The following is a 20210-nucleotide window of genomic DNA, read 5'->3' as shown; positions in this document are numbered from 1 at the left end:
GTGCATGATGAAAGCCGTATGGATGCTGGGATTGTTGGTGCTGGGAGGGTGTAGCAGCACTCCCAATACGCCCAAGCCTGATGATCCCGAGTTTTCCCCCGTCTACGGGGAGTCGGAGCCGGTGTCGGTGCGGCCGACAGGGGCTATTTTCCAGCCGGATCAGGTCAATGGCATCTATTCGGATATCAAGGCGCACAAAGTCGGCGACATCATTACCATCGAGTTGTCGGAGTCGACCTCCGCCTCGAAAAAGGCCAATACCCAGAGTGGCAAGGACAATAAATTCAATCTGGACCCGGTCAAGCTGGGTGGCATGCCCGTGACCGCCAGTCCCTATGATCTTTCGGCTTCCATTGGTCAGAACAGTGCGTTCAAGGGGCAGGCCAAAGCGGACCAGAGCAACAGCCTGCAGGGCAATATTTCGGTCAGCGTGGCCAAGGTGCTGCCCAATGGCAATCTGGTGGTGCGCGGCGAGAAGTGGATCATGCTCAACAATGGCAATGAATATATCCGGATCACCGGCCTTATTCGCCCGGAGGATGTGACGTCTGATAACAGCGTTTCGTCCCAGAAAGTGGCCAATGCCCGCATTTACTACGGTGGTACCGGCGATCTGGCCAATAGCCAGGAGCAAGGGTGGCTTACCAGCTTTTTCAATGGTCCCTGGTGGCCGCTCTAGGAGATGTTATGAAGTCACTCCGTCTTGTCACACTGCTCTGCTGTCTGCTGCCCTTGGGTGTGGCCAATGCGGCCCGGATCAAGGACATCAGCTCGGTTGAAGGGGTGCGTAACAACCAGCTGATTGGTTACGGTCTGGTGGTGGGGTTGCCCGGTACTGGCGAGAAGAACAACGCCTTCACCGAGCAGACCTTCCGTACCATGCTCAACAATTTTGGCATCAAGGTGCCGGATAACATCAAGCCCAAGATCAAGGATGTGGCGCCGGTGGCGATCCATGCCGACCTGCCCCCCTTCTCCAAGCCGGGTCAAACCATCGACGTGACGGTCTCTGCCATTGGCGAGGCCAAGAGCCTGCGGGGCGGCACCCTGTTGCAAAGCTTCCTGAAAGGGCTCGATGGGCGGGTCTATGCGGTCGCGCAGGGCAGTCTGGTGGTTGGTGGTCTGGGGGCCGAGGGGGCTGATGGCTCCAAGGTAGTGATCAATACCCCGACCGTCGGGCGGATTGCCAACGGTGCGACCGTGGAGCGGGAGGTGCCCAACTCCTTCAGTCAGGGTGACACTATCACCTTCAACCTTAACCGACCCGACTTTACTACTGCGCGCCGTCTGGCCGATGTCGTCAACGACCTGGTGGGGCCAAATACCGCTCAGGCGCTCGATGCCACCTCGGTCAAGGTCTATGCCCCGCGGGATCCGGGTCAGCGCGTCTCCTATCTCGCCACCATCGAGAATCTGGAGGTGGATCCGGCCAACGAGGCGGCCAAGATCATCGTTAACTCCCGCACTGGCACCATAGTGATCGGCAGTCAGGTCAAGCTCAAACCGGCGGCCATCAGCCACGGCGGGTTGACGGTGACCATCGCCGAAAACCAGCAGGTCTCCCAGCCCAACCCGTTGGCGGGAGGAGAGACGACGGTGACCAACAACTCGACCATCAATGTCCAGCAGGAGCCGGGGCGGATGTTCAAGTTTGATACCGGTGCGACCCTGGACGATCTGGTCCGGGCGGTCAATCAGGTCGGGGTCGCCCCCGGTGATTTGATGGCCATCCTTGAGGCGCTGCAGCAGGCAGGCGCCATCGAGGGGCAACTGGTCATATTGTAACAAGCGGCAAGTGGTTGCCACGGGTGGCAATGAGGTAAGCAAAATGGCGGAGTTTGACAGCAACAGCGGCATGAATCTCGGGATGGTACAGGACATCAAGAACCTGGACCGTCTGCGCCAGATGAGCCAAAGCAAAGAAGGGCAGGCCGAAGCGCTCAAGAGTGCGTCACGCCAGTTCGAGTCAATCTTTACCCAGATGCTGTTTCAGAGCATGCGTCAGGCCAACGGGGTGTTGACTCAGGACAACCCGATGAATAGCAGCTATACCCAGTTCTATGAAGGGATGCTGGATGAGCAGCGGGTTGCCGACATGTCCAGCAAGGGGGGGCTGGGATTGGCTGACATGGTGGCCAAACAGATCTCTCCCGAGACCTTTACCCATCAGGATGGGCGAGTGCTCAAGATGCCGCAGCGCACCGAACGGACCTACAAACCCTATCAGCCACCCACTGCGGCTGCAGATGATTTGATCGCGGCATCAAAAGTTGGCAAAGATTTTGCTGAAAGAGAGATGACCGAGGGGGTCAAGGAGAGCCACGCACTCACTATGCCCCGTCGACCGCACCGCAGCATTCCGCCCATGGGACGCATGGCCAGCGAAGAGGGCAGTGCTACCGGTAGTGGGGGCAAAGAGTTCGATACACCGGAAGAGTTCGTTAATCGCCTTATGCCGCTGGCCAAGAAAGCGGCCGACAAGCTGGGGTTAAGCCCGGCGGTACTGGTCGCCCAGGCGGCACTGGAGAGCGGTTGGGGCAAGCGGGTGATCAAGGATGGCGAGGGGCAGGTGACCCATAACCTGTTTGGCATCAAGGCCGATCCGCGCTGGGAAGGGCCCAAGGCGGTGGTCAGCACGCTCGAGTATGAGCAAGGCGTTGCCTCCCGCCAGAAAGCGGCATTTCGCTCCTATGAGTCGTTTGAAGAGAGCTTCAACGACTATGTGGACTTCCTCACTTCCGGCTCTCGCTACAAGGGAGCCCTGGCGAAGGTGGATAGTCCCGATCGCTACTTTGAGGCGCTGCAACAGGCGGGTTATGCCACCGACCCGCACTACGCCAGAAAATTGAAACAGGTATTGCGCAGTGACGCCATTGCCCAATACAACGAGATGGAGCTGTAACGTATGGCAAGCGACCTGCTTGGGATTGGTTCATCGGGCGTGCTGGCACAGCAACGCCTGCTGCAGACCACCAGTAACAACATAGTGAACGTCAATAGCCAGGGCTATGTGCGTGAGCGTACGCTGGTGTATACCAATACCATCGGTCTGGGGACCGGTGACATCAAGACCCAGCGGGTAATCAACGACTATATGCAGGGGGAGGTGCGCCGTGATACCTCTGCCTATCATGCCTCCCTGACCCATTATGAACAGTTGGCTGGCGTTGACAGCTTGCTGGGGAATACCAGCAACAGCGTGGGGGCGGCCATCACCTCCTACTTCAAGTCATTTCACTCAGCCAATGAATCGCCTGCCGAGATCGGTGGGCGCAAGGTGGTGATGACGGAGTTGAGTGGCATGGTCAACCGTTTTCATACCCTTTCGGCGCAGCTCGACAAGCAGAGCGATACCCTCAACACCCGTATTGAAGATGAAACCAAGCAGGTCAACAGCCTGCTCACCAGCATCAATGATCTTAATCAGGCCATCATCCGCACCCAGGGGTCACCCGAAGAGAACCTGATGCTGTTTGATCAGCGGGATGAGGCGATCCGCCAGCTGTCGGAGAAGATGGATATTCGCACCGTAGCCCAACCCAACGGCAGCATGCTGGTCAATATGAGCACTGGCCATTCGTTGATCCTTGATGGGGGCGTCGCCCAGTTCAAGGTGATTGCAGGAGATCCTGACTCCCGGGATCAGGAGCTGCAGCTGACCCTAGGGGCGAACAAGGCAACCATCGATCACGATACGTTTGGTGGTGCCATGGGGGGGCTGTTCAAGGCGCGTACCGACCTTGAGCCTACCAAGCGCGAACTGGGGCAGCTGGCCGTGGCGATGGCCGATGCGATGAACCAGCAGAACCGCCTCGGGATGGATCTGGATAACGAGATTGGCGGCGATATCTTCACCCTGCCTACCAGCAAGGGCTTACCCTACGGCAATAACACCGGGACGGTCGGGGCGAATGTCAGCTTCGTACCGGGCAAGGGGACATCAGTGACCCCGTTTGATTACGAAGTGCGCTTTAGCAGCGCTACCGGTTATGAGGTGTTCTCGCTCGACAAGTCTGGCAATCGTACCTCTGTGAGCACGGGGACCATGCCGCCAGCGACCTTTGAGCTGCCCGGGCACGGGATCTCGATCGATCTTACCGGCACGTCGGCTGCGGGTGACAGACTGTTGCTGCAACCGACCAAAAGTGCGGCCGCCGGTCTGGGTCAGCTGATCACCCGACCGGAAGATTTGGCCCTGGCCTCTCCGCTTAAAGCGGAAAAGACCACCAATAATGGCGGCGGGGCAGATATCAAACTGGGTGGCGTATTCAATACAGGTGCAGGGTCAGGTTTTGGTACCAATAGTCTGAGCCCGACAGCGCCTCAGGTCGTCAAGATTGACGCCAACGGTAACTATCAGGTGTTTCAAGCCGATGGCACTACCCTGATTGGCACTGCCCCTGCGAGCAGCAAAGGGCAAAACCTGATGTCTGCGATCGTCAACCCTTTCCCCGCCGGAGCCGCAGTCTATGCCAACCCGAAACAGGCGCCAGGCTACGAGTTCAGCATCACCGGAACGGTGGATGCCGGTGACAGCTTCAAGCTCAGTTACAACAGCAATGGCTTTGCCGATAACAGCAATGGCCTGGTTCTGGCCGAACTGCAAAACAAGGATCTGGTGCGCAAGAGCACCAATGGTGGGACGACCAACGACAAGATGACCTTCAATCAGGCCTATTCCGGGCTGGTGATGGAAGTGGGTAACAATACCAGTCAGGCAAAAACGCTGCTCAAGGCCAATGAGTCCAAGCTTATCCAGAGCACCGGCATCTTTGAAAGCGTGTCTGGGGTCAATCTGGAGGAGGAGGCAGCCAATCTGATCCGCTTCCAGCAATCCTATGCGGCATCGGCGCAAATCGTCAGCACGGCCAAAACCATTTTCGATACACTGCTCTCTTCCGTGAGGTAACGTCATGCGCATCACCACCAACATGATCTACGACCGGAATATCTATTCCCTCAACAGTGCCAACGAGCGGTTGAATACTGCCTATCAACAGCTGCAAACCGGCAATAAATTTCAGACTGCCGGCGAAGATCCTGCGGGGATGAGCCAGAAGATGGCACTGACCAAGGAGATTGACCTGTTCAAGCAGTACAGTGTCAATGGCAGCTTGCTGGAAAACAGCCTGGGGCATGAGGAGACGGTATTAACGTCGATTAATAATGCGATGCTTAGTGCCCAGACCCTGATCCAGAAGTCAAATAATGGCGCTATCAGCATGGATGATCGCAAGGCTATTGCCAGCGAGCTGGAAGGGTTGCAGCAGCAGATGTTTGACCTGATGAATAGCAAAAACTCCTCGGGTGAATTTATATTTGGCGGTAATCAGAGCAAGACCCAGCCATATATCAAAGACGCTAACGGAAAATATATTTATCAGGGAGACCCTGGTCAGCGAAATATTCAGGTCTCACCCACAGTACAAATTGCTGCCAATGATTCCGGGCAGGATCTGTTTGAAATCGTGGCGACCAGAAGAACTGCCAGTGCAACCACCGCAAATATCAAGGTCGGAGTCGGCGATCAGGGCAACTTTGATAATTTCTATAAGTCCAATTATAACTCGGCACTGCCCAGCAACACCTATACCGTATCAACCACCATAGGTCCGCCTGATACCTATGATATCAAGGATGCCGGTGGCACTACCCTGCAAACGGGTAACTACACTGCTGGTACCAAGATCCCCTTCAATGGTCTGGAGTTGACCCTTGATTTGCCTGCAGGTGGTGCGGCTCAGCAGTTTGACCTTAACCCACCAAAAAATGACAACGTGCTGAACGGGATGTCGGATTTTATTACCGCCTTGCGTGATCCCGCTATTACCGCTGACAACTTTGCGCTGGAAGTGGCAGATGCCACCGTTCATATGAAAAATGCCCGCCTGAATATCGATCATGGGTTGGGTGAGTTGGGCGGCCGGATGAACAGTCTGGAACAGGCTATGGGCTCCAATGAGGGATTGAGTACCCTCAACGCCGAGGCGAGAGCCAAGGTGTCGGAAGCGGATCTCTATGAAGTGATTTCCGCGCTGTCAAAAGAGGATGCGGCATTGAGTGCCTCGCAACTCTCTTTCAGTAAAATAAGCCGTCTGACGCTATTTGACTATATTCGCTAATTAAAGAAGGGCCCCTTTGGGGCCTTTGCTTTTGTCCAGACTATGAAAATTGGTTCCGTGTCATCTCCTGCCAATTGTAACAAGCTGTTGCCGTTGCCCATTTAATGGTGGTTGCGGGGTTGACCTCCCTGCGGGATTGGATAATCATGCCGCCCGCACAACAGAGGGTTGTGCGAATTATTTGCAGCATCTCGTTAGGCGAGGCTCCTGTATAAACACAGGCCACTGATCTCACGACGTCCAGAGACGCCCAAGATCAGGACAGTTTTCATCGGATTAAGGTGTAAACCCAAGTGGCTTCCGGCATGCCGGATACGTTATACAGTGCTAAAGCTGGTACGTGGGGATGATGACACGCCGAACGGCGTCATTTCCTGCCTATTACTCGTCAATCAAATTGCTGTTTTCTTGTCGTTGCATCCGGCTATTTCCGGAGGCATTCAGGCTCGCCTGAAATCACATGAGGATATCTGTGATGAAGAAAACACATACCATTCTTAACCGTCACCAACTGTTCGATCTGGCCGCCCTGCAGGGTTGGCTGGAACATAATCTGGATCCGGTTCAGCGCGCCGATCAACTGCTGACCCTGCGTCCGGAAGAGCTCAACTGCATCTTTGATACCCTGCCAATTCCACAAGGTGCCGAACTGCTCGGCTCACTCTCGGCCGAGAGTGCCGGGCGCCTGTTGCAGCGGCTCCATGGCAGCATCGTCAGCGTGTTGCAGGAGGCCATTCCCCGCCGCGAGATGGTCGCCATCCTTCGCAAACTGAGTCGTCAGGATCGCACCATGTTGCTGGCTCGCTTCCCGACCCAGGCGCAGGCCATGTATTACTCCCTGCTGGATTGGCCCACCGAGTCGGTGGGGGCCAACATGCGCCACGAATATCTGGCGGTGCGGGAGGAGGACACGGTCGGTCACGCTAAACAGCTGATCCACGATGCCTGGGATAATGCCCAGCTGTTTCGCCATATCTATGTGGTCAACGGGGATGGTCGTCTGCAAGGAAGCCTCTCCCTCAAGACCTTGCTGATCGCCGACCCGCTGGCCAGTGTCGCGACCCTGATGGATCGGGAGACGGTGCGGATCAATGCCCGTGCGGATCAGGAGCTGGCAGCGCGCCTACTCATCGACCGCGACCTGTCGGTATTGCCGGTCGAGGATCAGGGGCGACTGGTCGGTATTTTCCACGTCGATGATGCGGCGGATATTCTGGAGCTCGAATCCACCGAGGATGCCGAGATGCAGGGTGGCTCCTCGCCACTCGATACTCCCTATCTGCAGGCGACCCCCTGGCAGCTGTGGCGCAAACGGGTGGGCTGGCTGCTTATCCTGTTTGTGGCGGAAGCTTACACCGGCACCGTGTTGCGGGCATTCGAGGAGCAGCTGGAAGCGGCGATTGCGCTGGCCTTCTTTATTCCGCTCCTGATCGGTACTGGCGGTAACAGCGGCACCCAGATCACCACCACCATAGTACGTGCCATGGCGGTCGGGGAGGTGAGCTTGCGCAATCTCGGCACAGTGCTGAAAAAGGAGCTCTCCACCGGTCTGCTCATCTCGGGGGCCATTGCCATGGCGGCCTGGGTGCGGGCATGGAGTCTTGGCGTCGGTCCCCAGATTGGCATGGTGGTGACCTTTACCATCATCGCTATCGTGCTCTGGAGTGCCACTGTCGCGTCCATTATTCCCATGGTGCTGCGCCGTTTCCGCATCGATCCGGCGGTGGTCTCTGCGCCATTCATCGCGACACTGGTGGATGGCACCGGCCTTATCATCTACTTCGAGATGGCCAAGTGGTTGTTGCCCGAGTTGCAGTAACGGGTAGATTGATATGCAAAAGGCAGCCTGTGGGCTGCCTTTTTTATTTATCTTTCCGGTTTAGCCGAGCTGGAACAGCAGTGGCCAGCCCTGCTCCTGACAGTAGCGGTGCTCCTTCTCCAGATTCTGCATCAGGAGACGGTTCTCTTCGCACCAGTCGATCGGCAGGGTCACGACCAGCTGATCCCCTTGTACCGCGACTTTCCACTCAGGCAGCAGGTCGTCCTGGCGCTTGTGATGAGCGGCGACCGCGAGGCGCAGGATGCGGATGCAGCGCAGCACCGTCTGCATGTCGTGGTTGGGCAGGGGCGGCAGCTCGGAGAGCTTGAGCCCCTTGCGCTGAAAGCGTACCAGCGCCGCCAGCAGGGCCTGATCGTCCTGGTTGAAGCCGGGCAGGTCGGTGTGTTGCAGGATATAGGCGGAGTGGCGGTGAATGCCGCTGTAGTTGATGGCAAGGCCAATCTCGTGCAGCCGCGCCGCCCAGCCTAGGATGGCGCGATAGGGCTCTATCTCCATCTGCCAGGGCTCTTGCAAGGCGTCGAACAGCGTCAGCACGCTCTGCTCCACCCGGGCGGCTTGTTTGCGGTCCATCCGGTAGTGGGTGCCGAGCGCCTGTGCGGTACGCTCGCGAATATCGTGGTGCTGCAAGCGCTCCTCGAATTCATAAAGCAACCCTTCGCGCAGGGCACCGTCGGAGTAGTCGAGCCGCTCGATGGGCAGCGAGGTAAACAGCCCGAGCAGGATGGCGACCGCAGCGGCAAACACCTCCTGGCGCTCCTCGGTCAGCCCTGTCAGCTTGAGGTTATCGACTCGCTTGCGCTCAATCATCAGCGCCTTGAGCCGCTCCAGCGCCTCCAGCGTAATGCTGCCGTCAGTCAGCCCTTCACCCTGCAGTACATCCCGTACCGTACGAATGGAACCTGAGCTGCCAAGGCAGCTCTGCCAGCCCAGCTTGCGGTACTGGTTGACGATGGGGGCGAGCTGGTGCTGCGCCTCCAGCACGGCATTGGTGAAGTGCTTGTCGCTCAGCTTGCCGCTGGCGAAGAAGCTCTGGGTAAAGCTGACGCAGCCCATCTTGCGGCTGGTGAGGGCCTTGTGTTCAAACCCTTCACCGATGATGAGCTCGGTGCTGCCGCCGCCGATATCGATCACCAGTACCTGGCCCTCGATATGCTGGGTATGGGCAACCCCCTGATAGATGAGGCGTGCTTCTTCCTGCCCGCTGATGATCTCGATGGGGTGGTTGAGCACCTTGGCCGCTTCACTCACAAATTCGCGGGCGTTGCTGGCGCGGCGCAATGTGTAGGTACCGGCGATGCGGATCTGATCCGGTTTGATGTTGGTGAGCCGCTCGGCAAAGAGTGACAGACAGGCGAGGCCGCGTTCCATCGCCTCCGGGCTCATTCGTTTCTGCTCATCCATCCCTTCCGCCAGCCGCACGCGCTCCTTGATGCGATCGACGATACGAAAACGCCCTTCGCTCAGATGGGCGATCACCATGTGAAAACTGTTGGAGCCGAGATCCACGGCGGCATAGAGACTATTGTCCATTGTTTGACTCGATACGTTTGAGATAGTCGTAAATCGCCACCTGAGAGCGGATCTTGCGGCGGTTGCCCCGCTTCACATATTCGTTCTGCTGGTCGGCATCAATGACCCGCGCCTTGCAGGTATCACTCAGTTGTAGTTCGAGAATGTCCATGATGCGCTGCTTGAGGCGCTCATCATAAATGGGGGTGCCCACCTCAATACGGCCGTCGATATTGCGGCTCATCCAGTCGGCGCTGGAGATATAGAGCTGGGGGTTGCCCTTGTTGTGGAACACCATCACCCGAGGGTGCTCGAGGAAGCGGTCGATGATGCTGATCACCTTGATGTTGTCACTGAGACCTGGCACACCCGGGCGCAGGGCGCACATGCCACGGATGATCATCTGGATCGGCACCCCGGCCTGACCGGCGGCATAGAGCCGGTTGATGAGATCCTTGTCCACCAGATTGTTGATCTTGAGGATGATACCGCTCGGCTGGCCCGCCTTGGCGTTGGAGAGCTCGTTGTCGATGAGACGATAGAGCTGACGGCGGCTGTTGATGGGGGAGACCAGCAGGTGGTTGAATTTGTAACGCTTATAGGGGTACTCGATGTATTCAAACACCCCTTCCACTTCGGCGGTGATGTCCGGATTGCGGGTCAGCAGCGAGAAGTCGGTGTAGATCTTGGCGGTCTTCTCGTTGAAGTTGCCGGTACCGATATGGGCATAGCGCACCGCCTCGCCATTTTCGTGGCGGGTGATGAGGCAGAGCTTGGAGTGGATCTTGAGGCTCGGCACCCCGAACACCACCTTGACCCCGGCATCGGTAAGGATGTTGGCCCAGTCGATGTTGGCCGCCTCGTCGAAACGGGCGCGCAGCTCGACCACCACGGTCACCTTCTTGCCGTTGTTGGCGGCATCGATGAGGGAGTGGATGATCCGCGACTTCTTGGCCACCCGATAAATGTTGATGCGAATGGCGCTGACCGCCGGATCGAACGCCGCCTGGCGCACCAGCTCGGTGAAATGGTGGAACTTGTGGTACGGGTAGTAGAGCAGGATATCCTGCTTGGTAATCGCATCGAAGGCGTTGACGAAGCCGTCAAAATCGCGGCAATCGAGGGCCGGCAGCTTGGGGTTTTCCAGATAGTCACGGCCCACGTTGGGGAAGCCAATGAAATCCTTGAAGTTGTGGTAACGCCCGCCCGGCATGATGGCATCGTAGGAGCTGATCTGCAGCTTGAGCTTGAGGAAGCTGATCATGGCAGCGGGCATCTCCCGCTCGTAGACGAAGCGCACCGGCATGGCGGTAAGACGCTGCTTCAAGCCGTCACTCATCTTGTCCACCAGGCTCAAGTCCAGCTGGTCGGAGAGATCATATTCGGCATCCCGGGTCAGCTTCACCGCATAGGCAGCAATCTCGTCGTAGTCGAAGAAGCCTTTGAAGATCTCGTCGAGACAGAAGCGGATGACGTTATCCAGAATGATGATCTGCTTCTTGCGGCGGGTCCCTTCCGGCGGCAGCTGGAAGAAGCGGGGCAGGTCGTCGGTCGGCACTTCCACCAGGGCGTACTGGATCACCTGACCGTTCTTCTTCATCTCGATGGCCAGATAGGTGTACTCATCCTTGAGGAATTTGACCGGATTGACCTCTTTGTTGAGCAGGATCGGGATGATGTGGCGCAGCACCTTCTCCTTGAAGAAGACCCGCAGCCATTTCTGAATGGCATCGGAGAGCTGGTTCTCGTTGACCAGAAAGATGTTGTGGCGGGCCAGCGCAATCAACAGCTCTTTATAGGTGTTGTCGAACGCTTCACCGAGCGCCATCACTTTTTGCTGGATGGCGCGCAGCAGCACTTTCGCTTCATCGTCGCCACCATGTACTTCATTGATGAGGATGCGACGCTTGACGTCCGATACCCGTACCTTGAAGAACTCATCCTGGTTGGAGGAGAAGATCCCCAGAAAACGAACCCGCTCGATGAGGGGCACCGTCTTGTCCATTGCCTCTTGCAACACCCGTTCATTGAATGAGAGCCAGCTAAGCTCTTTCTCTTCATACTGCTTGTCGGTGCTCATCTTGTGCCTCTGTTTCAGGTCGCGTCTGCGCGGCAGTTATGGCGTTAATATATGACAAATAAATGACAGTATTGTTACTGTTCGCTGAACGCTTCGTCGATGTCGACCACCAGATCGTCGGAGAGGGATTCCAGCGCGGTGATAAGCGTATCCATCGCGAGCCCGTCGGGCAGGGCAACCAGCGCATGGGCATAGAAGAGCGGGGCGCCGGAGTGGGGAGCCGGTTCACAGCCGGTGGTGAGATCGGCCACGTTGATCTCGAGCTGGCGCAGGATGCTGGCTACTTCATGGACGATGCCGGGGCGGTCGTTGCCGGTCACCGTCATCATGACTTGATGGGCTGGCTCGGCGGTCGGTGTCCCTTCGGCAAAGCTGATGGTCAGACCCGGTAGCAGGGCCAGTGCTTCGCACAGGCTGCGATAGTGCTCATCGGGGACAGAGACATGGAGGATACCGGCAAACTGGCCCGCCAGTTCGCTCATGGCGCTGCCCAGCCAGTTGCCCTGCTCGCGGTTGATGACAGCTGCCAGACTTTCGACGATCCCGGGTTTGTCTGCACCGATCACGGTGACCACCAATTGCTTTTGCATCCTGCTCTCCTTGAAATGGGATTTCTTGCTATATCCCTATTGTGCCTGCTGGGGCTGGTCATATGAACCCCCGCCTGCTGACAAATAGATAAAAAGACGGGACTTTTCACTTTCTATACACGGGTCTGCTGCCTTGCCCCATGGCGGCTGTGGTAAAGTGATCCCCCTTTCGTGTTGTGAACTGGATCGTGCTCTCATGAATACCCTTGTCCTATCGGGATTGTTGTTGCTAGCGCTGCTTGTGCTGGCGATCTTCTGGAGCAGAGGCAGACAGCAAAAGCGCCTGCCCTATGATGTGCAGGAGACCCTGTTCAGTCCCGCCGAGCGATCCTTCCTCGGGGTGCTGGATTTGGCGGTGGGTGACAAGGCCCGGGTCTTTGCCAAGGTACGGGTGGCCGATGTGCTGACGCCGCAGGCCGGGATCGGCAAAAGCAAATGGCAGCAGCACTTCAACAAGATCAGCGCCAAGCATTTCGACTATCTGCTTTGCCCCCCGCGGATCTCTCCTTTATCTGCGCCATCGAACTCGATGACAGCTCCCATCGTCATCAGAAGCGCAAGGCGCGGGATCTCTTTCTGAAAACCGCCTGCGACAGTGCCGGTCTGCCGTTGCTGCAGATCCCGGCAAGTGCCAGCTATCTGGTGGAAGAGCTGCGCGAACAGATCCTGCCGCTGCTGGTCAAAACCAGCGAACCGGTGATCGACGATCTGCCGCACGGGGCGCGCCGCGAGCCGACGTTCAACCCTCTGTTGCTGGACGGAGTGGATGTCGGTGCCGGGATGCGTGGCCGCACTCCCCATGCCGAGGCTGTCTCGCACTCGTCATTTCACGAACCAGTCATCCAGTCCAAGGGGGGAGAGACGCCGCAGAGTGAGGGTGAACTGGTCGATGGCTTGTTCGCCGATGTGGAGGATGATGAAGAGCACGAGGTGCAGCACTGCCCCCGCTGCGATGCGCCGCTGGTGGAGCGGGAGGCGAAAAAAGGCCCCCATGCCGGTCGACTCTTTCTGGCTTGCAGCCGTTTTCCCGAATGTCGTTACGCGGCGCCGCACCACCATAATCGCCACTGAATGCGCTTCACCATGTCCCATGCTGCCCTCTGACGAGGGCAGTTTTCTTTCCGCTATTGGCGGCGTTTGTTAACGGCGCCAATGCAGAAAATTCCTCGGCAAAATTTATCTAATCTCCCGTTTCTGTCGATACACTTAGCCTGAATACGACAATTTTTGACAATGTGTCGGAATTTTGGCACTTTGTGTGCCAGCAAAAAGACAGTCGGTAGCTGTTTTATCATCAAATAAAACAATAAGTTAGTTCAGGACATCGCGAGGAATGGATATGGTGGAGATGGGCGTGTTGATTGTTGATGCCGATGCGCAGCGGCGCCAACAGTTGGGAACCGTGCTCTCGTTTATGGGGATCCCGTGGCAGGAGGTGGCACAAAGCGATCTGGATGTGGCCATCGAATCCTCCGGACCGCTGCAAGGGGTGCTGGTAGGTGAGCTGACCGACCGCCCCTTGTCAGAGCTGCTGGCAGCCTTCCCCCGTACCCCCTTCCTCTCGCTGGTTGAGGCCGATCTGCCCAACAGCAACTTTATCGGGGTCGCGCTCTCGCCCTTTACTTATGAATCCCTTACCCGTCATCTGCACTTCTGTCAGGCATTCGTCTCCTTGCATCCCCGTCAGCAGACCCATGACAAGGGGCAGGCCCTGCTGCGCTTGCTGGTGGGTAAAGGGAAGGGGATCCAGGAGGTACGCCGCCTCATCAGCCAGGTGGCCGAGACCGATGCCAACGTGCTGATCCTTGGGGAGTCTGGCACTGGTAAAGAGGTGGTGGCTCGCGCCATCCACGAACTCTCTTCCCGCAGCAGTGGCCCCTTCGTGCCCATCAACTGCGGCGCCATTCCAGCCGAATTGCTGGAGAGCGAACTGTTCGGTCACGAGAAGGGGGCGTTTACCGGCGCCATCGCGGCTCGTCGCGGTCGCTTCGAGCTGGCGCAGGGGGGCACCCTGTTCCTCGACGAGATCGGCGACATGCCGATGCCGATGCAGGTCAAACTGCTGCGGGTATTGCAGGAGCGGTTGTTCGACCGGGTCGGTGGCGGCAAGCCCATTCAGGCCGATGTGCGCATCATAGCGGCGACCCACCGGGATCTGGAGGCGATGATCCGCACTCAGGGTTTTCGTGAAGATCTCTACTACCGCCTCAACGTTTTCCCCATAGAGACGCCGCCGCTGCGGGATCGCATCGATGACATTCCGCTGCTGCTGCAGGAGCTGCTCAACCGCCATGCCGAGCAGCACCATGGCTTTATCCGGCTGACCCAGCGGGCGCTGGAGTCGCTGATGCAGTACCCCTGGCCCGGTAACGTACGCGAGCTATCCAACCTGCTGGAGCGGCTGCTGATCCTCTACCCGCACCAGATCGTCGATGTGGCCGATCTGCCGAGCCGTTATCGCCTGCTGCCGAGCGAGCCGCGGGATGAGCGGCTGACCGAGATGGATGAACGGGATGCGCTGGCGGCGGTGTTCCAGGATCCGCCCGAGCTGGATCACTCCCTCGCCTCGGCCCGCACCATGCAGCTGCCGGAGGAGGGGGTCAACCTCAAAGAGATGCTGGCCGACCTTGAAGTGGAGCTGATCCGTCAGGCGCTGGAGTCTCAGGACGGGGTCGTGGCCCGCGCCGCCGATCTGCTTGGCATGCGGCGTACTACCCTGGTGGAGAAGATGAAAAAGTACGGGATGAGCAAGGACCTCTAAGGGTCAAAGCCTTGACGCCAATACGCAATCCATTGTTTTAGTTAATATAATTTAGTGGCATGGAAATTGAATAACCTGACCCAATAGCCAGTTTGAGGTCAGGTTTATGACAATCCAGCAGCAGGACATGCCACTCCAGTCCCACGAAGTGAGCCAGCTCTATGCCATCTTCAAGGCGCTCCCCACCGGGGTGTTGCTGCTTGACGGGGCAGGGGTGGTCACCCGCGCGAATCCGGCGGCCATCTCCCTGCTGGGGGAGCCGTTGGAAGGGGAGCTCTGGCGCCACATCATTGCGCGCTGCTTCGAGCCGCGCGAGGATGATGGCCACGAGATCTCCCTGCGCGACGGGCGCCGGGTGCAGCTCTCGACCCAACCGCTGCCGGATCAGCCCGGCCAGCTGGTTTTTATCAATGACCTGACCGAAACCCGTAAACTGCAAGACCGCATCAATCACATGAAGCGGCTGTCGGCGCTCGGCAATATGGCGGCCTCGCTCGCCCACCAGATCCGCACACCGCTCTCCGCTGCCATGCTTTATGCCGCAAACCTGGCCAACCGCACCCTCAAGCCGGAATCCCGCACTCAGTTTCAGCAAAAGCTGATGGCCCGTTTGCAGGATCTGGAGAAGCAGATCAACGACATCCTGCTGTTCGCCCGCAACGGTGACAATCAGGTGGTCACCCCGATCTCGGTACAAGGGCTGCTGGCCGAAGTGCAGGCCGGTGCCGAGGCCTTCTGTCAGCAACAGGGCTGCGAGCTGCACATGGAGGCGCCAGAGCCCGATCTCTGTCTGCTGGCCAACAGCAGCGCGTTGGCGGGAGCCATCAACAATCTGATTGCCAATGCCCAGCAGGCGGGGGCCACCTCACTCTTGGTCAGCGCGGTGCGCAGCGGTGCCCGGGTGGAGATGCGGGTCATCGATAATGGCAAGGGGATCCCTTCCCATCAGCTCGGTCAGGTATTCGAACCCTTCTTTACCACTCGCTCCCAAGGCACTGGTCTCGGACTGGCGGTGGTGCAATCTGTAGTGCGTGCCCATCAGGGGGAGGTCGGTGTGGCCTCGGTTCCCGGTGAAGGCACCTGCTTTACTCTGTCGTTCCCCCTGCACCAGCAAACGGTGCAGCTTGGAGGTGTAGCATGACACAGGCCAGGATCCTGGTAGTTGAAGATGACAATGGCCTGCGCGAAGCGCTGGTGGATACCTTGTTGCTCGGCGGTTATGAGTGCCGTGAAGCGGACAGCGGCGAGCGGGCTCTGCTGGCCCTCTCCCGTCAGCCGTTTGACATGGTGATCTCCGATATCCAGATGGGGGGGATGGACGGCCTCACCCTGTTGGCTACCATCCGCCAGCAATATCCACAGATACCTGTGCTGCTGATGACCGCCTACGCCAATATCGATGGCGCGGTGCGCGCCATGCGTGAAGGGGCCATCGACTATCTGGCCAAGCCATTTTCGCCAGAGGTGCTGCTCAATCAGGTCAGCCGCTATGTGCCCGCCCAGAAGGTGGAGAAGCGCGCCGTGGTCTACGGGGATCCCAAAACTGCCGAGCTGTTCCAGCTGGCGACCCGGGTGGCCAGAAGCGAAGCGACCGTGATGGTGACCGGCCCGAGCGGGACGGGTAAAGAGGTGCTGGCCCGTTACATTCACGATAACTCCAGCCGCGCCGAGCAGCCCTTCGTCGCCATCAACTGTGCCGCCATTCCGGAAAACATGCTGGAGGCGACCCTGTTTGGCTACGAGAAGGGGGCCTTCACCGGTGCGGTGCAGGGGTGCCCGGGCAAGTTCGAGCAGGCGCAGGGAGGCACCCTGCTGCTTGACGAGATCACCGAGATGGATCAGGGGCTGCAAGCCAAATTGCTGCGGGTGTTGCAGGAGAAAGAGGTGGAGCGGCTCGGCAGTCGCAAGATGATCCCGCTGGATGTGCGGGTCATCGCCACCAGCAACCGGGATTTGAAAAAAGCGGTGCAGGATGGCCAGTTCCGCGAAGATCTCTACTATCGCCTCAACGTTTTTCCGCTGCGCTGGTCTGCCCTCTGTGAGCGGCCCGGCGACATTCTGCCGCTGGCGGAGCACCTGCTGGCACTTCATGCCAGTCAGCAGGGGCTGCCGACACCGCAGTTGACGGACGCCTCGCGGGAGCGGCTGCTGGCCCACCCCTGGCCCGGCAACGTGCGGGAGTTGGATAACGTGGTACAGCGTGCCCTGATCCTCAGCCCCGACGGGATCTTGATTGTGACCACCTCATTCTGGAAGAGCTGGACGAGCAGGAGATGGAGTTTGTCAGCGTCGAGCGCAGCTATGGTGGCGACCGCCTCGGCAGCGAGCTCAAGCAGCAGGAGCACCAGATCATCCTCGACACCCTGCAAGATTGTAACGGCAGCCGCAAGGCGGTGGCCGACCGACTCGGCATCAGCCCGCGCACCCTGCGCTACAAGCTGGCTCAGATGCGGGAGGCGGGGATCGACCTGCCAGCCTAAGGATGTAGGGAAACCGCACTGTGTGGGGGCTGTCATGGTCTTGACGGCCCGGCTCGATTATCATGGGGCCCTTGGCGCTTTGAGCCTGGGCCCTGTTTTTATTGGTAAAGCAGGGGACCGAGCCTTAATAAGGGACCCCTATGATCTCTCATCGAAAACTCGAAACCGTACTGAATCATCTGCTCGAACCGCACGCCATCAAGGATTACTGCCCCAACGGCTTGCAAGTGGAGGGGCGCGAGCGCATTCGCAAGGTGGTGACCGGTGTCACCGCCAGTCAGGCGCTTATCGACGCGGCGGTGGCTGCCGAGGCCGATGCCATTCTGGTCCATCACGGCTACTTCTGGAGCGGTGAACCGGCCCAGATCACCGGCATGAAGCAGCGTCGTCTCAAGACCCTGCTGACCCACGATATCAATCTGTTTGCCTACCATTTGCCGCTGGATGTCCATCCCGAGGTGGGTAACAACGCCCAGCTCGCCAAGCTGCTCGACATCAAGGTACGCCGCGGTCTGGAGCCGTGGAACAGCAAGAGCGTCGCCATGGTGGGCAAGCTGGAAGAGCCGATGAGTGGCGCCGACTTTGCCAAGCTGATTGCCGAGCGCCTTGGCCGCGAACCACTCTATTGTGGCGATACAGGCCCCGAGCTTATCCGCTCCGTGGCCTGGTGCACCGGTGGCGGTCAGAGCTACATCAATCTGGCTGCGGAGCAGGGAATCGATGCCTTTATCTCCGGTGAAGCCTCCGAGCAGACCATTCACACCGCCCGCGAGATGGGGATGCACTTCTACGCCGCGGGCCATCACGCCACCGAGCGTTACGGCGTCAAGGCGCTGGGGGAGTGGCTGGCGACTGTGCATGGGCTGGATGTGACCTTTATCGATATCGACAATCCGGTCTAAACCTGTCCACGATCTGGCTACGAAACCGTGATCAAGGCTCATGTGCTGCTCGCTTATGTATACAGCAAAGAGTGCTCACGTATGTCCATACGCTCCGGTTCCTGGGCAGCTTGTAACCTTGTTGACGGTTTCTCGCTGCAGGTCGTGAACAGGTTTAAGCCTGTGCCTGTGGTGGGAAATTTCAGGAAATAAAAAGGAGGCCATCGGCCTCCTTTTTCACATTTCGACAAGACGTCTGCTTACTCGCAGGCGTAACCAGCGGGGCCCAGCAGGGCGCCATCCAGTTGCACAGCGCCGTCCACCATCTGCAGCCTGCCTTCGCAGAACCAGCGCACCACCAGCGGGTAGATGCTGTGCTCCTGCGCCTGTACCCGTGCCGCTACCTCGTCCGCCGTGTCCCCTTCAAAGATGGGCACGCGGGCCTGCAGGATCACCGGGCCACCGTCCAGCTCTTCGGTGACGAAGTGGACGCTGGCGCCATGCTCACTATCACCGGCATCGATAGCGCGCTGGTGGGTGTGCAGGCCCTGATACTTGGGCAGCAGGGAGGGGTGGATATTGATCATCTTCCCAGCGAAATGGCGCACCAGATCGCCGCTCAATATCCGCATAAACCCCGCCAGCACCACCAAGTCCGGCTGATAATCTGCCATCAGCGCCAGCAGGGCGGCGTCATACTCTTCCCGGCTGGCAAACTGCTGCTGGGCCAGAATGGAGGTCGCCACGCCTGCCTCTTTAGCGCGAACCAGACCATAGGCATCGGCCTTGTTGCTGATGACACCGACCACTTCACCGGCAATCTTGCCGCTGGCGCAGTGGTCGAGGATCGCCTGCAGGTTGCTGCCGCTGCCGGAGATTAGGACGAGGATCCGCATCATTTGATGACGACCTGCCCCTCACCGTCTGCTGCCTTGGCGATATGACCGATGTGCCATGCGTTCTCGCCTTCCGCCTTGAGCAGGGTCAGCGCCTTCTCCAGCTGGTTGGCGGGCAGGGCGATGATCATGCCGACGCCGCAGTTGAAGGTGCGATACATCTCGTGACGGGTGACGTTGCCAGCCTGCTGCAGCCAGCTGAACACTGCCGGCCACTGCCAGCTCTGCTCGTCGATCACCGCTTGGGTGTTGGCGGGCAGGACACGGGGGATGTTCTCCCAGAAGCCACCGCCGGTGATGTGGGATAGGGCGTGGATTTCGCACTCCTTGATGAGCTTGAGCACAGGTTTCACATAGATGCGGGTCGGCTCCAGCAGGGCGTTGGCCAGGGTGGTGTCACCCAGCGGCTGATGCACGTCGGCTTTGGAGACTTCCAGAATTTTACGGATCAGGGAGAAGCCGTTGGAGTGAGGGCCGCTGGCGGCCAGCGCGATCAGGGCATCCCCTTCACCGACCTTACTGCCGTCGATGATTTCGCTCTTCTCCACCACACCGACGCAGAAACCGGCGATGTCGTAGTCTTCCCCTTCATACATACCCGGCATCTCGGCGGTCTCGCCGCCCACCAGGGCACAGCCTGACTGCTCGCAACCGGCACCGATCCCGGTGACCACCGCGGCCGCGGTGTCCACGTCCAGCTTGCCGGTTGCATAGTAGTCGAGGAAGAACAGCGGCTCGGCGCCCTGTACGATCAGGTCATTGACGCACATGGCCACCAGATCGATGCCAACGGTGTCGTGCTTCTTCAGGTCGATGGCCAGCCGTAGCTTGGTGCCCACACCATCGGTACCGGAGACCAGTACCGGCTCCTTGTAGCCCGCAGGGATTTGACACAAGGCCCCAAAGCCGCCAAGACCACCAAGGACTTCAGGACGACGAGTGCGCTTTGACACGCCCTTGATACGTTCAACCAGTGCATTGCCGGCATCGATATCTACGCCAGCATCCTTGTAGCTCAGTGAGGTTTTGTCAGTCACGAGTATTCCCCGTC

The 20210-nt window shown here is 58.6% G+C and carries 14 protein-coding genes, 2 pseudogenes and 1 riboswitch; of the genes and pseudogenes, 11 read left to right on the top strand and 5 right to left on the bottom strand.

Annotated elements, in window-relative coordinates; translation table 11 throughout:
* Window positions 1-7: 7 nt before the first annotated feature.
* From flgH to mgtE, 6 genes are all read left to right on the top strand, one after another.
* On the top strand, window positions 8-679 hold the full coding sequence (gene flgH / locus ACTG27_RS09000) for a flagellar basal body L-ring protein FlgH (RefSeq protein WP_257726102.1): 672 nt from the start codon (window positions 8-10) through the stop codon (window positions 677-679).
* A gap of 8 nt (window positions 680-687) precedes the next feature.
* Entirely contained in the window at window positions 688-1785 is a 1098-nt protein-coding gene (locus tag ACTG27_RS08995; protein WP_005350664.1) for a flagellar basal body P-ring protein FlgI, read from the top strand.
* Window positions 1786-1828: 43 nt separating this feature from the next.
* Window positions 1829-2902, top strand: a complete 1074-nt coding sequence (gene flgJ, locus ACTG27_RS08990) for a flagellar assembly peptidoglycan hydrolase FlgJ (RefSeq protein WP_439979521.1) — start codon at window positions 1829-1831, stop codon at window positions 2900-2902.
* 3 nt (window positions 2903-2905) lie between these two features.
* Window positions 2906-4909 carry a FlgK family flagellar hook-associated protein gene (locus ACTG27_RS08985; RefSeq protein ID WP_439979520.1) on the top strand — a complete coding sequence of 668 codons (2004 nt, stop codon included), beginning with the start codon at window positions 2906-2908 and terminating at the stop codon, window positions 4907-4909.
* A gap of 4 nt (window positions 4910-4913) precedes the next feature.
* Window positions 4914-6122, top strand: coding sequence for a flagellar hook-associated protein FlgL (gene flgL, locus ACTG27_RS08980; RefSeq protein WP_439979519.1), 1209 nt, complete (start codon window positions 4914-4916; stop codon window positions 6120-6122).
* A 183-nt stretch (window positions 6123-6305) separates the two neighbouring features.
* Window positions 6306-6475: riboswitch (M-box (ykoK) riboswitch) on the top strand.
* Between the two features lie 122 nt (window positions 6476-6597).
* Window positions 6598-7941 carry a magnesium transporter gene (gene mgtE / locus ACTG27_RS08975; protein ID WP_439979518.1) on the top strand — a complete coding sequence of 448 codons (1344 nt, stop codon included), beginning with the start codon at window positions 6598-6600 and terminating at the stop codon, window positions 7939-7941.
* 60 nt (window positions 7942-8001) lie between these two features.
* On the opposite strand, the gene ppx is transcribed toward mgtE, so the two are convergent.
* The 3 genes from ppx to ACTG27_RS08960 form a co-directional block, all read right to left on the bottom strand.
* A complete protein-coding gene (gene ppx, locus ACTG27_RS08970) occupies window positions 8002-9492 on the bottom strand; it encodes an exopolyphosphatase (RefSeq protein ID WP_110302910.1) in 1491 nt (496 codons plus the stop codon).
* Entirely contained in the window at window positions 9482-11551 is a 2070-nt protein-coding gene (ppk1, locus tag ACTG27_RS08965; protein WP_005350671.1) for a polyphosphate kinase 1, read from the bottom strand. Before ppk1 ends, ppx begins: the two co-directional genes overlap by 11 nt.
* Window positions 11552-11625: 74 nt before the next feature.
* Window positions 11626-12141 (bottom strand): glycine cleavage system protein R, encoded by a 516-nt coding sequence (locus ACTG27_RS08960; protein ID WP_244774201.1) that lies wholly within the window; start codon window positions 12139-12141, stop codon window positions 11626-11628.
* Between the two features lie 196 nt (window positions 12142-12337).
* Here ACTG27_RS08960 and ACTG27_RS08955 point away from each other — a divergent pair.
* From ACTG27_RS08955 to ACTG27_RS08935, 5 genes and pseudogenes are all read left to right on the top strand, one after another.
* Window positions 12338-13212 (top strand): annotated as a pseudogene (locus ACTG27_RS08955) (DUF2726 domain-containing protein).
* Window positions 13213-13480: 268 nt separating this feature from the next.
* Complete coding sequence (locus ACTG27_RS08950) at window positions 13481-14902, top strand: sigma-54 dependent transcriptional regulator (RefSeq protein ID WP_439979517.1); 1422 nt, start codon at window positions 13481-13483, stop codon at window positions 14900-14902.
* A gap of 106 nt (window positions 14903-15008) precedes the next feature.
* A complete protein-coding gene (locus tag ACTG27_RS08945; protein ID WP_118853617.1) occupies window positions 15009-16043 on the top strand; it encodes a sensor histidine kinase in 1035 nt (344 codons plus the stop codon).
* A pseudogene (locus tag ACTG27_RS08940) lies at window positions 16040-17382 on the top strand (sigma-54-dependent transcriptional regulator). The gene ACTG27_RS08945 and the pseudogene ACTG27_RS08940 overlap by 4 nt, the downstream one beginning before the upstream one ends.
* 140 nt (window positions 17383-17522) lie before the next feature.
* A complete protein-coding gene (locus ACTG27_RS08935; RefSeq protein WP_021231048.1) occupies window positions 17523-18284 on the top strand; it encodes a Nif3-like dinuclear metal center hexameric protein in 762 nt (253 codons plus the stop codon).
* 239 nt (window positions 18285-18523) lie between these two features.
* Here ACTG27_RS08935 and purN read toward each other — a convergent pair whose 3' ends face one another.
* On the bottom strand, window positions 18524-19162 hold the full coding sequence (gene purN, locus ACTG27_RS08930) for a phosphoribosylglycinamide formyltransferase (RefSeq protein ID WP_421266597.1): 639 nt from the start codon (window positions 19160-19162) through the stop codon (window positions 18524-18526).
* Complete coding sequence (gene purM, locus ACTG27_RS08925; protein WP_439979516.1) at window positions 19159-20196, bottom strand: phosphoribosylformylglycinamidine cyclo-ligase; 1038 nt, start codon at window positions 20194-20196, stop codon at window positions 19159-19161. The genes purN and purM overlap by 4 nt, the downstream gene beginning before the upstream one ends.
* Between the last annotated feature and the right edge of the window lie 14 nt (window positions 20197-20210).

Source organism: Aeromonas sp. 97A, assembly GCF_051919185.1.
Lineage (GTDB): Bacteria > Pseudomonadota > Gammaproteobacteria > Enterobacterales > Aeromonadaceae > Aeromonas > Aeromonas veronii.
This window is presented reverse-complemented; position numbering and strand designations above follow the sequence as displayed.

Excerpts from the sequence above, each read along its gene's own strand:
- flgH (WP_257726102.1), top strand. The coding sequence starts at position 8 with ATGAAAGCCGTATGGATGCTGGGATTGTTGGTGCTGGGAGGGTGTAGC.
- ACTG27_RS08995 (WP_005350664.1), top strand. The coding sequence starts at position 688 with ATGAAGTCACTCCGTCTTGTCACACTGCTCTGCTGTCTGCTGCCCTTG.
- flgJ (WP_439979521.1), top strand. The coding sequence starts at position 1,829 with ATGGCGGAGTTTGACAGCAACAGCGGCATGAATCTCGGGATGGTACAG.
- ACTG27_RS08985 (WP_439979520.1), top strand. The coding sequence starts at position 2,906 with ATGGCAAGCGACCTGCTTGGGATTGGTTCATCGGGCGTGCTGGCACAG.
- flgL (WP_439979519.1), top strand. The coding sequence starts at position 4,914 with ATGCGCATCACCACCAACATGATCTACGACCGGAATATCTATTCCCTC.
- mgtE (WP_439979518.1), top strand. The coding sequence starts at position 6,598 with ATGAAGAAAACACATACCATTCTTAACCGTCACCAACTGTTCGATCTG.
- ppx (WP_110302910.1), bottom strand. The coding sequence starts at position 9,492 with ATGGACAATAGTCTCTATGCCGCCGTGGATCTCGGCTCCAACAGTTTT.
- ppk1 (WP_005350671.1), bottom strand. The coding sequence starts at position 11,551 with ATGAGCACCGACAAGCAGTATGAAGAGAAAGAGCTTAGCTGGCTCTCA.
- ACTG27_RS08960 (WP_244774201.1), bottom strand. The coding sequence starts at position 12,141 with ATGCAAAAGCAATTGGTGGTCACCGTGATCGGTGCAGACAAACCCGGG.
- ACTG27_RS08950 (WP_439979517.1), top strand. The coding sequence starts at position 13,481 with ATGGTGGAGATGGGCGTGTTGATTGTTGATGCCGATGCGCAGCGGCGC.
- ACTG27_RS08945 (WP_118853617.1), top strand. The coding sequence starts at position 15,009 with ATGACAATCCAGCAGCAGGACATGCCACTCCAGTCCCACGAAGTGAGC.
- ACTG27_RS08935 (WP_021231048.1), top strand. The coding sequence starts at position 17,523 with ATGATCTCTCATCGAAAACTCGAAACCGTACTGAATCATCTGCTCGAA.
- purN (WP_421266597.1), bottom strand. The coding sequence starts at position 19,162 with ATGATGCGGATCCTCGTCCTAATCTCCGGCAGCGGCAGCAACCTGCAG.